The sequence below is a fragment of the Bradyrhizobium sp. USDA 241 genome (genome assembly GCF_049739505.1).
Classification (GTDB): Bacteria; Pseudomonadota; Alphaproteobacteria; order Rhizobiales; family Xanthobacteraceae; genus Bradyrhizobium; species Bradyrhizobium liaoningense.
Map to the genome: position 1 here is coordinate 2,947,056 of NZ_JBMGPZ010000005.1, position 12,463 is coordinate 2,959,518.

Genomic DNA, 12,463 nt, shown 5'->3' on the forward strand with positions numbered 1-12,463 from the left:
CGCAACGACAAAACCGTAAAGCCCCGCGTTCAGCATAACCCGGCAGGAATCCACTTAAATCCAGCGGGGCGCTGTCCAAACAACCGGGGCCAGCTCTGAATCGAAGTCATTCCGAACACTGAAAGCCACGCCGCCTGATCAGGCCGCGTCACCCAAAATCAGCCATAGCTCCTTGCCGTGTGTCTTTTGCTGTACCGACTGAAAGCAAGAAATTTTGGGCTAGCCCGTCCTATTCGTGAGAGTGCGGCTTTTGGGCCCGATTGATGCGGCCGCACATCTTGTCTGACGAGGCGCACAGGATTGCCTTCGGCTTTTCGCCGCCTGACGACCGGTACTTTGCAACGCGCTTGAGGGATGGGTTGGGCGAACGGGGCGGACGCCCCGCCGGTCAAGGACCGAGCGGCAGCAGCGCGCCGGGCAAGCCGCAGATCAGGTCGGCTTCGGGACATGCCGCGGCAAACGCAAGGCGAATGCGGCTCGTGGTCTCGACGACACGGGCGGCGATTTTCAAGAGCCGAAGACGCAGCGTCGCGAACTCGGCAGCGGCCAATTCCCGGGCTTTGGGAATGGCGTCGCGCACGGTCAGCATCAGCCAATAAGCGGCCGTATGGAGCACGAGACGGACCTGGTTGGCGAGCGCCGAACGGCAGCTGGTGCGATCGGAGGCGAGCTGCGTCTTATGCAGCTTGATCAGATTCTCGGCTTGGCCGCGCGCGCAATACAGGCTGTCGTAGATCCACTCGGCCGAGCCGACATCGAGGCTGGTGACGACGAAACGGATGTCGAGGCCGAGCATCGTCGCCTCAATACGGGCGACGGTGCGCCGTTCGCGATCCCAGGACTTTGCCTTGTGGCGCGTCTCGGTATAGCCACGCAGAACCGGCAGGTTCTCGATGGCGCGTCGCGTGCGGATGTCGTCGGCGACCTCGTCGACTTTTCTGGCGAGAGGCTTGGTGCCGGACAGACCGAAGATGTAGTCGATGCCGTTGGTCTCGCACCACGCCATTGCCTCCGGCCGGGCATAGTGCCCGTCGCCACGGAACGTAATTTGCGTGTTGTGCCATCGCGTCCGGATATGCCGTACCAGGCGGCGCAGATGGGCACGCACCTCGACGCCGCCCGGCGTCTTGCCGGGCCTCAGCACGACCGCCACGGGCCGGCTCTTCTCCGTGTCGTAGACGTGGATCGGCAGGAAGCAGCGTTCGTCATAATGAGCGTTGAACAGCGAGAGCTGCTGATGGCCGTGGACGACGTCGCAGGTATCATCGATGTCGAGCGTGACGGATGCCGGCTCGCGCGGGTAGCTATCCATCCATGCGTCGACCAAAGTGTAGGTCAGCCGGATCACGTCGCGCAGGCGCGGAGCATTCTCCAGCCGCGACAGCGTCGGCTGGGAACACAAATCCCGGCCCGTGTCCGGTAGGCGACCGCAGGCCAGTTTGAATGCCGGATCGGACCTCAGATGATCGAGGTCGTCGGCGTCCTCGTAGCCGCAGCAGATCGCGAACATGCGAGCGCGGAACATATCGACCAGGCTGTGCACGACCCGCGTCGGATCGCGCCGATCCGGGAACACCCGGGCCAGATTGTTGGCCAAACCGAGACGCCGCTCGGCCATCGCCAGAAGCATCACGCCCCCGTTCGAGGTTAGGCGCCCACCATCGAAGGCAGCTGTGACTTTCTTGGCGTGAACGGCTGGAAACGAGAAGGGCGGAATCGTATCGTCGGTCATGGCGGGCGTGGCGTTCGCGGTTGGAGGTGATGGGGTTGGCTTCGCAACCGAATCCTACGCCGCATCAGCGCTTTACCCCTCAGGCGCACTCTTACGAATAAGACGGGTTAAGTTGAAGAAAGATTGAGTGACTCCCGATCATTTCTGTGCCGAAACGTGGAGTCGCGGTCGTGCCGCGTCCAAAGAAACCGGCGCGAGCGGCCTATTAGACGCGGTAGGTGCTCAGCCTCCGAAACGAGACTATCAAGCATGAAGAGATCGAGCGCGAGGCAGAGGTTTTATTTGTGTTGAATTCTTGCTTCTCGATAGTGGTCTGAAATCGTATCATCGGTCATGGCGGGCGTGGCGTTCGCGGTTGAAGGTGATGGGGTGGCTTCGCAACCGAATCCTACGCCGCATCAGCGCTTTACACCACGCTCGCCAGCCTCTCAGGCGCCCTCTCGCGAATAAGACGGGCTAGGGGCCTTCTGGACCGTCTCGTGCACCGATATGGATGACTGACGGCGGTAAAGATTCCCGCATAACGCATCGGAATTCGCCTGTCAGATCAATCACTAACTCACATAGCGAGCCACGGCGCTTTAAATATATGTGCGATGTTGCAATCTAACTATCTGGAATCGCTCGATTACCACTTTATCTGTGCCAGCCTTTTTGCGCAGATTTGGCGGGATGTGCCTAAGTAGAAAAGTCCCCCCTGAACGATTCGCTCTTCAAGTTTTTCAAATGGAGAGCTGCATCATGTCGGACAAACTTCTGGTCAATCTATGGGGCGCGAGCATCAGCGCTGACGGCGTCTGGGCGATCGGGGCTGCTGTTCTGATCGTGGTGGTCATCGGAGCTATGGCGGAATCTGGGTGATGACGGTGTGAGGAAGGCGGCGTATCGAGGCGGGTGACGAGCCTGCCAGAACCTCTCGAGGAGAGCGATACGCCATGACCGAGACTACCAATGTTCTTGCTTTCCGTCAGCCGTCCGCGGTTGATGATCCACTGACCGATATCGTTCGTGCCGGCGCGCGGGACCTGCTTGCCAGGGCGATCGAGATCGAGGTTGGCGCGTTTCTGGCCAGCACGGCCAATCTGACGCTGCCCGACGGTCGAGCGCGCCTGGTCCGACATGGGCACGGTCCGGTGCGCGAGATTGCGACCGGCATCGGTCCGGTGGAGGTCGCTCGTCCCAAGGTCCGCGACCGCGGAGCGAGCGGGCCAGGCGACCGCCTCCGCTTCAGTTCGGCAATCCTGCCGCTATGGGCGCGGCGGACGAAGAGCCTGGATGCCTTGATCCCGGTCCTCTATTTGCGCGGCATCTCGACCGGCGACTTCCAGGAGGCGCTCTCGGCGCTGCTCGGCAAGGATGCGCCGAACCTGTCGCCTTCGGTGATCGCCGGCCTGAAGGCCGATTGGCAGGTCGAGTACGAACGCTGGCAGAGACGCGATCTGTCGGCGCGTCGCTATGTCTACATCTGGGCCGATGGCGTGTACCTGCAGGCCCGCATGGAAGATCACAGCGAATGCATGCTGGTGCTGATTGGCACCACGCCGGAAGGCAAGAAGGAGCTGATCGGCTTCCAGGTCGGCGTGCGCGAGAGCGCGCAGAGCTGGCGCGAACTCCTGATCGACCTGCGGCAACGCGGGTTACGGATTGCCCCGCAACTCGCCATCGGCGACGGCGCCCTCGGCTTCTGGAAGGCACTGGACGAGGCCTTTCCCGGCACGCGGCACCAACGATGCTGGTGCCATAAAGTGAGCAACGTACTCGACAAGGTCGCCAAATCCGTGCAGGGCCCCATGAAGAACGACCTGCGGAACATCTATCTGGCCCCACACCGGGCCGAAGCTGAAACCGCGATCGACGTCTTCGTCGAGAAATACCACGTCAAATACGGACGTGCGGTGGAGTGCCTGATCAAGGATCGCCATGCGCTGCTCGCCTTCTTCGACTTCCCTGCTGAGCACTGGATCCACCTACGCAGCTCGAACCCGATCGAGAGCGTCTTCGCCACGGTGCGCCACCGAACGGTGCGGACCAAGGGATCGCTGTCGCAACAAACTGCGAAGCTGATGGTGTTCAAGCTCATCGACGCCGCATCGAAGACCTGGCGGCGATTGAAGAGCACGAACCAGTTGCCGAAAGTCATCGCCGGTGTAAAGTTCATCGACGGAATCGAAGTCATTCCGAACACTGAAAGCCACGCCGCCTGATCAGGCCGCGTCACCCAAAATCAGCCATAGCTCTGGTCATCGCCGTAGCGAGGCGAGCTTGATTAGGAGATGAGCCACGCCCCCCCAGGGTTGCTGCGCCTTGGGGCACCGCGGGGCAGATTGGCTCGACCTTGAAAGCAGCCGAGGCCGCAGCGCTTGTTTGATCATGCACGGCCAACTCCGCCGACCGTGCCCACTCCCTCACGCCGCCCTCTCGACATCCTTCACGACGACCTCGACTTCGAAATAGCCCATGTCACGGAGGTCGGCGGCCTTCTTCTCGGCCGCTTCCCTTGTGTCGCGCTTCAAAATGATCTGGCCCGCTCCGTCGCGGGCGCAAACGAAATAAGGCATTTTCGATTCCCAATTTCGTTTGCATACACATGGCTCCGGATTCCCGCAAGAATACGGGTCACCGCTCCAGCCCGGCCTTTTGCCGCATCTCGTCGATCAGCTCCGAGGCCTCGGCCTTGGTCAGTTCCTCCTCGGGCAGGTCCCGATGCGCCTGCTCGGCGAGGGTCTTGAGGTAGGATTCCTGGGCTCCCGTCATCGGGTCGTCCCCGGAAACCCAGTCCTTCGGTTCCTTCCGGGTGTTGTCCGCCATCGCAAATCTCCTTTTCCGTCAAACGCCGGACTCGACTCTTCGTTCCGTTTTTGTTCTCTTGGGCCATATTCATATCAGCGAGGGCTGAACATGCCGGACCTGGACCTTGTCAGGCGGGAGATCGAACGGATGCGCATCCAGATGGGCAGGCAGAGAAAGGAGATCCTGCAGCTGCAGCGGGCGGGCGTCGGGACCGCCTCGGCCGAAGCGCTGCTGTCGCGGATGGAGGCGAAGGTTGAAGGTCTCTGCGCCCAGCGCGACGCGCTGAGGAGCGCAGAGCCGCATCACAACAAGGGCAGGGTGCTCGGCGGGAGGACATGGTGAGCAGGCGCTGGTTCGACGACGAGAGAGAGCTGTCGCCCTTCCTGACCGCGCTCGAGGACGTTCGTAGAAAGGCGACGCGGGAAGGGTGGTGCTACGCCCACGTCCAGGCCATCATCGTGGCCATCGACCAGTACGCGGAAGCCGCGACAGGCAACCGCGAGTATTTCCTGAACAAGCCGGTTTCGATCGGCGACAGCCGGAAGGCCGCGGATATTCCGTGAGCGGCTGCCCTCGTATCGTTGCTCGTGCATCGCATCGGGGCATGTCGCCGGTGTCCCGTTCGAGATGCGACGCGCAGGCGTGGCCGTCATCGCACTGTCTTCTGCGCTCCCGTTACGAAGGGCAACAGGAGCGAAGACATGCGCGGTCGTTGCGCCGATCAGCGTGGCGAGACCGAGGAGGAGGCCGCTGACCTGGTCCGACCGGGCGAAGCGGCCTTCCTCGGCGGAGCAGTCCGTCGCGTTTTGCCGGGCTTCGGACGCGCTTCGGGTGCAATCCCGTTCTGCTCGTCGAATTGCTTCAACCAGGCCTGGATGTATCGGGGATCATCGGGACAAAGCCGTTCCAGCAAACGAAGGTTCTGCGCTCTGAATTCCACAAGGGTTATCGGCATAACTCCTCCTCAAAAGCCTGCCCGCCGAAAAGGTGCTTCGGGAGGGGAGCCGGGTCAACGGCAAAGAGAGGCTTGAAATTCCGGGCGAGCCGATGCAGCGCGAGCGCGCCAAAAAGCGAAAACCCCGCCTGGGGGAAGCGGGGTTCTCTGTCGGGGGTGAAGCTTGGGGACGCTTCAACTGTAAGACGCGCGAGCCGGCAGAAAGTTCAAAAGAAAAATCCACAGCCGGACCTGCCGGGCAAGCGCATATGGCTTCATTCGCGAGCTGAGCGCGCGCCGCGTCGGCCGTGCCTCGCGGCGAGACCGGCACATTCGCACCAGCGGCTAAAGCGCGATGCGACCAGCATGAATCGTCATCGCGCTTCAGGTTGTTGTTCAAGCATGATCTCCGCGCAAACGCGTTCCGCGTTTGTCGCGAGGGAGAACCGCTACGCACTTCTCCGGATCATGCTTTAGGCCGCAAGCCGGTGGTCGACAGGTGTCGTCAGGAACTTGAGCGCTTCTGCATGTGCGAGGTCGGGAACCGCGATGGCGGTGTGGCTGTACATCGCATGCGTCCGCGACTTCGCAATCCCGTCCAGGATCTCGCGGCCCTTGATGACGTGGAGACCCATGCCCTCTTCAGTGGGGAAGATCGCCAGCACGACGTCGTAAGCCGCGATGACGGCCCTGAGCGCTTCGGCCTTGTCTTCGGCGACCTCGACAAAAATACGAACATCAGCCGCGAGTTCACGCAGCTCGTCAAAATCCAGCACTGTGGGATACTCCAACGCAACAGACCTGATTGAAGCTTGGCCGCGTTAGGTTACCGAAGTGTCAACAACGCCGGCCGAGCCACAGGTTTCACGTGCAGGTGACACAGCAGGCGGATCAACAAAAGTCTCGACAGCGAAAACCCCCGCCTGGGGGGAGGCGGGGCTCTCTGGGGGAGGCTTGGGGACCTCAATCCCAGGACGCGCCAGCCGCCGAATGGTTCAAAAAGAGAGCGGGCATCGTTCACAGGAGGAAGGGAGTCCCTGCGAACCCGTGCTTGCGTTTTCGGCCTCGATGGGTTCTAAGCCCGGACACTTCATGACCTCTGGCATGAATCAGCAGCGCGCCCCCGCGGTCCGGCCGCGTCCTCTCCGGGAATTGCTCGCGCGCCCCCATTCAAAGGAATTCAGACATGGCGAAGATGACGAAGACCCAATTGATCGATGCAATTGCCGAGGGCACGCAGCTTTCGAAGAACGACGTGAAGTCGGTGATCGAGTACATGGCGACGGTCGGCTACAAGGAGCTCAATGAGTCCGGTGAGTTCGTCATTCCCGGCTTCGTGAAGATGTCGGTCGTGAACAAGCCGGCGACCGAAGCGCGCATGGGCGTCAATCCCTTCACCAAGGAGCCGATGCAGTTTGCGGCGAAGCCCGCGAGCAAATCGGTCAAGGCTTCGCCGCTGAAGGTCGCCAAGGACGCCGTCTGAGGCGCAGGCGATATCGTTGCGGCGGGCACTTTCGCAAGGCCGCGCGACGAACAATGGCTGAAGAGGTGGTGCTCGGCGAAGGCGACGTCCGAACATCACCGGATGATCAGGACAACCATAGGGAGCGCCGGTCGCTCTGGCCGGGCAGGCTCTGCGGTTCCCGCAAGCCGCGCAGACCGGCAGAGGTTTCGTTCTCACAGACCTCGCAGATCATCGGCCCTCGATGACGAAGCTCGCGATGCCGGCTTCCGTGGCGTCGAACGGCTGCGCCGCACCGTTGCCGGCCCACTGGATTTCGGCCGGTCGATGCGCAAGGGCGAGGCTTCGTTTCGCCAGCATGCAATCCGCGCGCGTCGCCAAGTCGCCGACTTCAAGAGAGTCACCGACTTCAAGAGAAAAGCCCCGCGCTTTCGCGCGGGGCTCTCTTGGCTGACGGCATTGGGATTTCAGCGCCTGGCCGCCAACCGTATTTCAAACTTAAGGTTGAAAATCTAAAAAGCAACAGCGCCGCGGTGACGGAGTATGTTCGTCAGGCGGCGCTGCTGTGTGACTGGGCGCTGAAATCCCCAGCTTCCGTAAGTCTATGCCGCTCCGAAAAGGTTCAACGGGAGGCCAGCGAAATTTAGCTGGAAGGGGCTGGACTTTTTGTTCTCATTTTGTTCTAGTGTGGGCCGCCTTGGGAGACTTTTTTGGAGGTGACTCATGACTGTCGAAAAACAGCGCGAAGTGATCAGGCTTTGGAACGAGCTCAGGAAGCTCGAGGGGCCTGCCGCAGAAGAGCTCCGCATCCAGATCCTCGAATGCTTCTCCAAGAAGACGAAGCGGGCGGCTTGATCAGCGTCGACGAGACCAGCCCGCGCTCGTGATCGCGGTCCATCCGCTCTCGCGCGATTTGCCGCCGAAGAGTTCACCGGCGAAGAGCTGTGCCGCCGAAGGTGCGAGAGTTCGCGCCTTCATCGATCGTTAGGATTCGCTCCGCACCGGTTTTCTCGATTCCGATTCGTTCTTCGAGAACGAAATGGAGTCGGATGCAGAACGGGGGCGCCTGGCGGCGGCGATGCGGCCCCGCAGTCGGAAGGAGACGGAGTGATGCCCGGCCCCGCGCGTGGCTTCTCCGAAAGCGCGAGGCGAGGAAAGCGCCATGGATGCGGACTGCCCTGATCGAGGTCGCAAAGTGCTTGTTAAGAACTGCTCCGCACCCATTTCTGCGATTCCGATTCGTTCTTCGAGAACGAAATGGAGTCGAAGCCGGAACAAAGTCGGCCGGTCTTTCGCCTGTCCCGACGGCAGAGGTGCCGCCTCTGATGTGCCTAACGAGTGCTTGCGCGGACGCCGATAACCCTATTCGGTTAGGTTAAAAGCCCAATCGCGTTGCGCTTGCTGCGGGCTGGGATAGGTGTCTGGCAAGAAGCAAGAAGCGACTTTGCCAAGAAGCAATTTTGTCATGACGCCTTTTTCGACGCCGTCCTTCTACCAAGGCGACCGACACACCTACCGGCGCGTCGCCGTCGTCGGCACGCTGTTCTGTCTCGCTTTCGTGGTGATCAGCTTCTCGCTGCGGCCGCAGGCCGAGGACACGCGCGTGGCGGTCAAGGCCGACAGGCTGGTGCGCACGGCGGGCCAGGCGGCGCACGCCAACTAAAGCGCGATGCGATTGGGATCAATGTAAGCGGAGCTTTTCTCCCATTTGATTGACTGGTTTCGCTTCGGCTTTCGCTCTGCGATCCTTGGCTTGTCAGAGAGCCGAGAGGAGACTGAAGGCGATGGAACAATCGGGGGAGGAAGCCGAAGCTGATGGCTTTGTGGGGAAGCTTACGCGCCGGACGCGTTCTGGAGGCCGGTTATGGTCTGCGGAGATCAAGGGGCGCGCTGTTTTCGAGAGCATGAAGCCCGACGCCCGGGTATGTGATGTCGCACGGCGTTATGGTGTGAAGGCCCAGCAGTTGACGACGTGGCGCAGATTGGCGCGTGCTGGCCGGCTCGCATTGGTCACGGACGACGCGGCGGATTTCGTGTCGATCGAGCTGAGCGATCCAGTGGCGTCAGGCAAGAGCGAGGGGCCCGTCGAGATTACGATTGGCAAGGTTTCGGTCCGCCTGGATGCGGACGTGTCGGCGGTGCGGATCGCGGAGATCGTGACTGCGATCGAGCGCGGCGCATGATCATTCCGGCGCAGGGACTGCGGATTGTGCTTGCTGTGCGTCCTGTTGACTTCCGGTGCGGGCACGACGCGCTGGCCGGTCTTGTGCAAAACACGCTTGGGCTCGATCCGCATTCGGGCCTGATCGTGGTTTTTCGTTCGAAGCGCGCCGACCGGCTGAAGATTTTGCTATGGGACGGCACGGGCCTCGTTTTGGTCTACAAGCGCCTTGGCCGCGATGGTCGTTTCGAGTGGCCGCAGATCAGCGACGGCGTCATGCATCTGACGCGCGTGCAGTTCGAAGCGCTGTTCGATCACCCATGTTGATGCCCCTCCTTGTTAGGCTGACAGATTCTTAGATCAAGTTGCGCGATGACGTGGTTTCGAAGGTCTCCGATGGCGTGAAGAACGGATGGTGTATTCGGGAAGAGATAGGCGCCGCTGGGCTGGCGATCAATTAGCAAACGCTTGGTTCGGATCTGAACATAGAGCCAGTTTACTGGAATCTCGAGCCTTCGGGCCAGTTCGGGCGGGCTGAGGTATGAGTCGTCATGCTCCCATCGGCTGCGCTGGGCAGTTACCTTGATGGCGGCGGCACGACGGAGCCGCCCAACGGTGATAGGCAGCACCTTATCGGCGCAACGGGGAGAGCGGTGACCTTCCCGAGTAAGGATTGTGGCGATCTTGTCGTCTGGGACGCCGTCGCGAGCGAGCGTCAGAAGGCGTTCCCGCATCTCTGTGCCTCGCGTCAATCTGGTGACGGAGTTGACGCTCATCTTCACTTCGAGCTCCGTCACGGCGCCTCCCCGCCAGACGATCCTAGCCAGGGCCAAGTCGCGCTCACCGCGGTCGAGAACGACCTTTTCGATGAGACATCGCAACAACGCCTTGCGATGCGCATCCGAGATAGTCTCGTCACCCCATATCTGCGGGAGGCGGCCGGTGAGGCTGATGACCTTGTCGTTGAGCTCCTTGCTTATGGCCACTTGTGTGATGGCTTTGGGCGGCGTCTGTCGGGCAAGCGCCTCTTCGGCGGCGCGCACGTCGTTTAGCGCCGCTTCCCATCGACGCTCGAGTTCCGAGGCGACCAACCGATTATCTGGATCAGCTCGGTTGAACTGCCGTTCGGCGAGCGCCGCCGTGTATCGCTTGCGCTCGAGCTCTCGTTCTGCACTGGAGCGTAGCGCATTGTTCGTCTGCTGCTGCACCCGGCGGGAGCGCGACAAGGCATCGAGTTCGGCCGGCGCTAGTGCGGTTAGGAATGCGTCGCCAACGGCTGCATCGATATGGGCGGCGCGGATGTGTTGGCAGGTTGGCTGACCTTCCTGGGTACGCAGGTGATTGCATACATATTCGCCGCCGCCCTTGTAGCGGACGTACATCTTATGGCCACATCGTGCGCACCAGGCAATGCCGTGGAGCAGGAGCTCGCCATTGCGAGGCGCGCCGCGGGTTTTGATGCGCATGTATTCGGCTCGGTTATCTCTGATGACGGATCGGATTTTTTCATAAATTGGCCAGTCGATATAGGCTGGATATCGGAGGGTGTCAGTAACTCGGTGTAAGATGGTTTCTGTGAGTTTACCTTTGACAGGAGACTCACATGGCTACGGATTTTTCACCTGAGATTTTGGACCAGCTTCTTGCCGGGGGCAGCCTCAAGCCAGAAGACTTAGCCGGCGAAGACGGGCTTTTCAGACGACTGAAGAAGGCGCTTCTGGAGCGCGCACTGGGTGCGGAACTGACCCACCACCTTGGCTATGAGAAGGGCGACCCGGCGGGCCGCGGGTCGGGCAACAGCCGCAACGGCACAAGCAGCAAAGCGCTGTTGACGGACGACGGCGAGATCGAGATCGAGGTGCCGCGCGACCGCGCCGGCACGTTCGAACCGGTGATCGTCGCGAAGGGCCAGACCCGCTTCGACGGCTTCGACGAGAAGATCATCAGTCTCTACGGGCGGGGCATGACGGTACGGGAGATCCAGGGCCATCTGGCCGAGCTCTACGGCACCGAGGTGTCCCCCGATCTGATCAGCAAGGTCACCGACGCGATTCTCGACGAGGTCCGCGAATGGCAGAGCCGGCCGCTGGAAGCGATCTATCCGGTGGTCTTCTTCGACGCGCTCAGGGTCAAGATTCGCGATGAGGGGATGGTCAAGAACAAGGCAGTCTACGTCGTGCTGGGCATCACTGCATCGGGCGAGAAAGACGTGCTCGGGCTTTGGATCGAGCAAACCGAAGGCGCCAAATTCTGGCTCAAGGTCATGAACGATCTGAGGAACCGCGGCGTCGCCGACATCCTGATCGCCGTCGTCGACGGTCTGAAGGGCTTTCCCGAGGCGATCAACAGCGTCTTTCCCAAGGCGATGGTCCAGACCTGCATCGTGCATTTGATCCGCAACAGCCTATCCTTCGTGTCCTGGAAGGATCGCAAGGCGATCCTTCCCTCGATCAAGGCGATCTATCATGCCGAGAATGCCGACGCCGCTCTGCTCAGGCTCGAGGACTTCGAAGCCGAGTGGGGCAAGCGCTATCCCGCGATCGGGGCGGCCTGGCGCCGGGCGTGGGAGCACGTCATTCCGTTCTTCGCCTTCGCGCCGGAGATACGCAAAATGATCTATACCACCAACGCGGTCGAGGCGCTGAACCGTTCGCTGCGCAAGATCATCAAAACACGCGGCAGCTTCCCCAACGACGAGGCGGCGATGAAGCTGCTTTACCTCGCCATCAGAAATGCCGGCATCCATTGGCGACGACCGGTTGCATGGACGGCCGCAATGGGCCAGTTTGCCATCCAGTTCGGCGAGCGCTTTGCAGGCTCAGCGGACTGACCCCATGGGGTCAGTCCGCTGACCCCGCAAACCCCTCACAGAGACGCTCTTACACAAAACTTCTGACACTCCCTGGTCGATCGTCGGAAAGGCAGGAGGAGGAAGCAAAAGCGTCGCATGACGCTGGGCGCGGACAAGGCCTACGACGCGACCTCTTTTGTCCAACATTTGCGTAAGCGCGAGGTGACGCCGCACGTTGCGATCAACGGCACGGTCAGCAAGCATGGCGTGGTCCGCAAGACGGCGGTCGATGGCCGCACCACGCGGCATGCGGGCTACGGGATCAGCCAAATCTCGCGCAAGCGGATCGAGGAAGTGTTCGGCTGGATCAAGGCGCAGGCCGGCCTCGATCAGGTCAAGGTGCGAGGACTTGCCAAGGCCAACGCGGTGTTCACGTTTGCGGTCGCTGCCTACAATCTGATCCGCATTCCAAAACTACTGGCTCCAGCCATCGCCTGAGACAAGGCGACAGCGTTCCAGCTCGTTTGTCCGACATCCGATCTCGACCCGCCCCTGCAAAACGACTTAAATCACACGAAAGCGAGACTTCTTCA

The 12,463-nt window shown here is 61.2% G+C and carries 16 protein-coding genes and 1 pseudogene; 11 read left to right on the forward strand and 6 right to left on the reverse strand.

Annotated elements, in window-relative coordinates:
* Positions 1–388: 388 nt before the first annotated feature.
* Complete coding sequence (locus tag ABIF91_RS36155) at positions 389–1,732, reverse strand: IS1380-like element ISBdi2 family transposase (RefSeq protein ID WP_208086440.1); 1,344 nt, start codon at positions 1,730–1,732, stop codon at positions 389–391.
* Positions 1,733–2,667: 935 nt separating this feature from the next.
* On the opposite strand from ABIF91_RS36155, the gene ABIF91_RS36160 reads away from it, so the two are divergent.
* Positions 2,668–3,936 (forward strand): IS256 family transposase, encoded by a 1,269-nt coding sequence (locus ABIF91_RS36160; RefSeq protein ID WP_038952271.1) that lies wholly within the window; start codon positions 2,668–2,670, stop codon positions 3,934–3,936.
* A 201-nt stretch (positions 3,937–4,137) separates the two neighbouring features.
* On the opposite strand, the gene ABIF91_RS36165 is transcribed toward ABIF91_RS36160, so the two are convergent.
* Together ABIF91_RS36165 and ABIF91_RS36170 are read right to left on the reverse strand one after the other, a co-directional pair.
* A complete protein-coding gene (locus tag ABIF91_RS36165; RefSeq protein ID WP_155252140.1) occupies positions 4,138–4,290 on the reverse strand; it encodes a hypothetical protein in 153 nt (50 codons plus the stop codon).
* Positions 4,291–4,348: 58 nt separating this feature from the next.
* Positions 4,349–4,540, reverse strand: a complete 192-nt coding sequence (locus ABIF91_RS36170) for a DUF3072 domain-containing protein (protein WP_028182155.1) — start codon at positions 4,538–4,540, stop codon at positions 4,349–4,351.
* Between the two features lie 90 nt (positions 4,541–4,630).
* Here ABIF91_RS36170 and ABIF91_RS36175 point away from each other — a divergent pair, with 90 nt between their 5' ends.
* Positions 4,631–4,864, forward strand: coding sequence for a hypothetical protein (locus tag ABIF91_RS36175; RefSeq protein ID WP_028182154.1), 234 nt, complete (start codon positions 4,631–4,633; stop codon positions 4,862–4,864).
* Positions 4,858–5,085 (forward strand): hypothetical protein, encoded by a 228-nt coding sequence (locus ABIF91_RS36180; protein ID WP_028182153.1) that lies wholly within the window; start codon positions 4,858–4,860, stop codon positions 5,083–5,085. The genes ABIF91_RS36175 and ABIF91_RS36180 overlap by 7 nt, the downstream gene beginning before the upstream one ends.
* An 844-nt stretch (positions 5,086–5,929) precedes the next feature.
* Here ABIF91_RS36180 and ABIF91_RS36185 read toward each other — a convergent pair.
* Entirely contained in the window at positions 5,930–6,232 is a 303-nt protein-coding gene (locus ABIF91_RS36185) for a hypothetical protein (RefSeq protein ID WP_028182152.1), read from the reverse strand.
* A 410-nt stretch (positions 6,233–6,642) separates the two neighbouring features.
* Here ABIF91_RS36185 and ABIF91_RS36190 point away from each other — a divergent pair, with 410 nt between their 5' ends.
* A complete protein-coding gene (locus ABIF91_RS36190) occupies positions 6,643–6,939 on the forward strand; it encodes an HU family DNA-binding protein (RefSeq protein WP_018323108.1) in 297 nt (98 codons plus the stop codon).
* A gap of 210 nt (positions 6,940–7,149) precedes the next feature.
* Here ABIF91_RS36190 and ABIF91_RS36195 read toward each other — a convergent pair whose 3' ends face one another.
* A complete protein-coding gene (locus ABIF91_RS36195) occupies positions 7,150–7,299 on the reverse strand; it encodes a hypothetical protein (RefSeq protein ID WP_157783746.1) in 150 nt (49 codons plus the stop codon).
* Between the two features lie 65 nt (positions 7,300–7,364).
* On the opposite strand from ABIF91_RS36195, the gene ABIF91_RS36200 reads away from it, so the two are divergent.
* From ABIF91_RS36200 to tnpB, 5 genes are all read left to right on the forward strand, one after another.
* Positions 7,365–7,565 carry a hypothetical protein gene (locus ABIF91_RS36200; protein ID WP_155252139.1) on the forward strand — a complete coding sequence of 67 codons (201 nt, stop codon included), beginning with the start codon at positions 7,365–7,367 and terminating at the stop codon, positions 7,563–7,565.
* Positions 7,566–7,641: 76 nt separating this feature from the next.
* Positions 7,642–7,773, forward strand: a complete 132-nt coding sequence (locus tag ABIF91_RS36205) for a hypothetical protein (RefSeq protein WP_283805432.1) — start codon at positions 7,642–7,644, stop codon at positions 7,771–7,773.
* 610 nt (positions 7,774–8,383) lie between these two features.
* Positions 8,384–8,581 carry a hypothetical protein gene (locus ABIF91_RS36210; RefSeq protein ID WP_035682375.1) on the forward strand — a complete coding sequence of 66 codons (198 nt, stop codon included), beginning with the start codon at positions 8,384–8,386 and terminating at the stop codon, positions 8,579–8,581.
* A 121-nt stretch (positions 8,582–8,702) separates the two neighbouring features.
* The gene (locus ABIF91_RS36215; protein WP_026192391.1) at positions 8,703–9,101 is read left to right on the forward strand and encodes a transposase; all 399 of its coding nucleotides are present in this window, start codon (positions 8,703–8,705) and stop codon (positions 9,099–9,101) included.
* Positions 9,098–9,406 (forward strand): IS66 family insertion sequence element accessory protein TnpB, encoded by a 309-nt coding sequence (gene tnpB / locus ABIF91_RS36220; protein ID WP_060907863.1) that lies wholly within the window; start codon positions 9,098–9,100, stop codon positions 9,404–9,406. The genes ABIF91_RS36215 and tnpB overlap by 4 nt, the downstream gene beginning before the upstream one ends.
* Here the strand turns inward: tnpB and ABIF91_RS36225 are convergent.
* Positions 9,394–10,545, reverse strand: coding sequence for a zinc ribbon domain-containing protein (locus ABIF91_RS36225; protein ID WP_224517727.1), 1,152 nt, complete (start codon positions 10,543–10,545; stop codon positions 9,394–9,396). The genes tnpB and ABIF91_RS36225 overlap by 13 nt on opposite strands.
* A gap of 137 nt (positions 10,546–10,682) precedes the next feature.
* Here ABIF91_RS36225 and ABIF91_RS36230 point away from each other — a divergent pair, with 137 nt between their 5' ends.
* Positions 10,683–11,909 carry an IS256 family transposase gene (locus tag ABIF91_RS36230; protein ID WP_038960272.1) on the forward strand — a complete coding sequence of 409 codons (1,227 nt, stop codon included), beginning with the start codon at positions 10,683–10,685 and terminating at the stop codon, positions 11,907–11,909.
* A 108-nt stretch (positions 11,910–12,017) separates the two neighbouring features.
* A pseudogene (locus ABIF91_RS36235) lies at positions 12,018–12,368 on the forward strand (transposase); the annotation flags it as partial.
* Between the last annotated feature and the right edge of the window lie 95 nt (positions 12,369–12,463).

What these genes read in the sequence shown, in the direction of transcription:
- ABIF91_RS36205 (WP_283805432.1), top strand. Translation starts at nt 7,642, where the DNA reads ATGACTGTCGAAAAACAGCGCGAAGTGATCAGGCTTTGGAACGAGCTC.
- ABIF91_RS36190 (WP_018323108.1), top strand. Translation starts at nt 6,643, where the DNA reads ATGGCGAAGATGACGAAGACCCAATTGATCGATGCAATTGCCGAGGGC.
- ABIF91_RS36165 (WP_155252140.1), bottom strand. Translation starts at nt 4,290, where the DNA reads ATGCCTTATTTCGTTTGCGCCCGCGACGGAGCGGGCCAGATCATTTTG.
- ABIF91_RS36175 (WP_028182154.1), top strand. Translation starts at nt 4,631, where the DNA reads ATGCCGGACCTGGACCTTGTCAGGCGGGAGATCGAACGGATGCGCATC.
- ABIF91_RS36230 (WP_038960272.1), top strand. Translation starts at nt 10,683, where the DNA reads ATGGCTACGGATTTTTCACCTGAGATTTTGGACCAGCTTCTTGCCGGG.
- ABIF91_RS36210 (WP_035682375.1), top strand. Translation starts at nt 8,384, where the DNA reads ATGACGCCTTTTTCGACGCCGTCCTTCTACCAAGGCGACCGACACACC.
- ABIF91_RS36170 (WP_028182155.1), bottom strand. Translation starts at nt 4,540, where the DNA reads ATGGCGGACAACACCCGGAAGGAACCGAAGGACTGGGTTTCCGGGGAC.
- ABIF91_RS36180 (WP_028182153.1), top strand. Translation starts at nt 4,858, where the DNA reads ATGGTGAGCAGGCGCTGGTTCGACGACGAGAGAGAGCTGTCGCCCTTC.
- ABIF91_RS36215 (WP_026192391.1), top strand. Translation starts at nt 8,703, where the DNA reads ATGGAACAATCGGGGGAGGAAGCCGAAGCTGATGGCTTTGTGGGGAAG.
- ABIF91_RS36225 (WP_224517727.1), bottom strand. Translation starts at nt 10,545, where the DNA reads ATGCGCATCAAAACCCGCGGCGCGCCTCGCAATGGCGAGCTCCTGCTC.
- ABIF91_RS36160 (WP_038952271.1), top strand. Translation starts at nt 2,668, where the DNA reads ATGACCGAGACTACCAATGTTCTTGCTTTCCGTCAGCCGTCCGCGGTT.
- tnpB (WP_060907863.1), top strand. Translation starts at nt 9,098, where the DNA reads ATGATCATTCCGGCGCAGGGACTGCGGATTGTGCTTGCTGTGCGTCCT.
- ABIF91_RS36155 (WP_208086440.1), bottom strand. Translation starts at nt 1,732, where the DNA reads ATGACCGACGATACGATTCCGCCCTTCTCGTTTCCAGCCGTTCACGCC.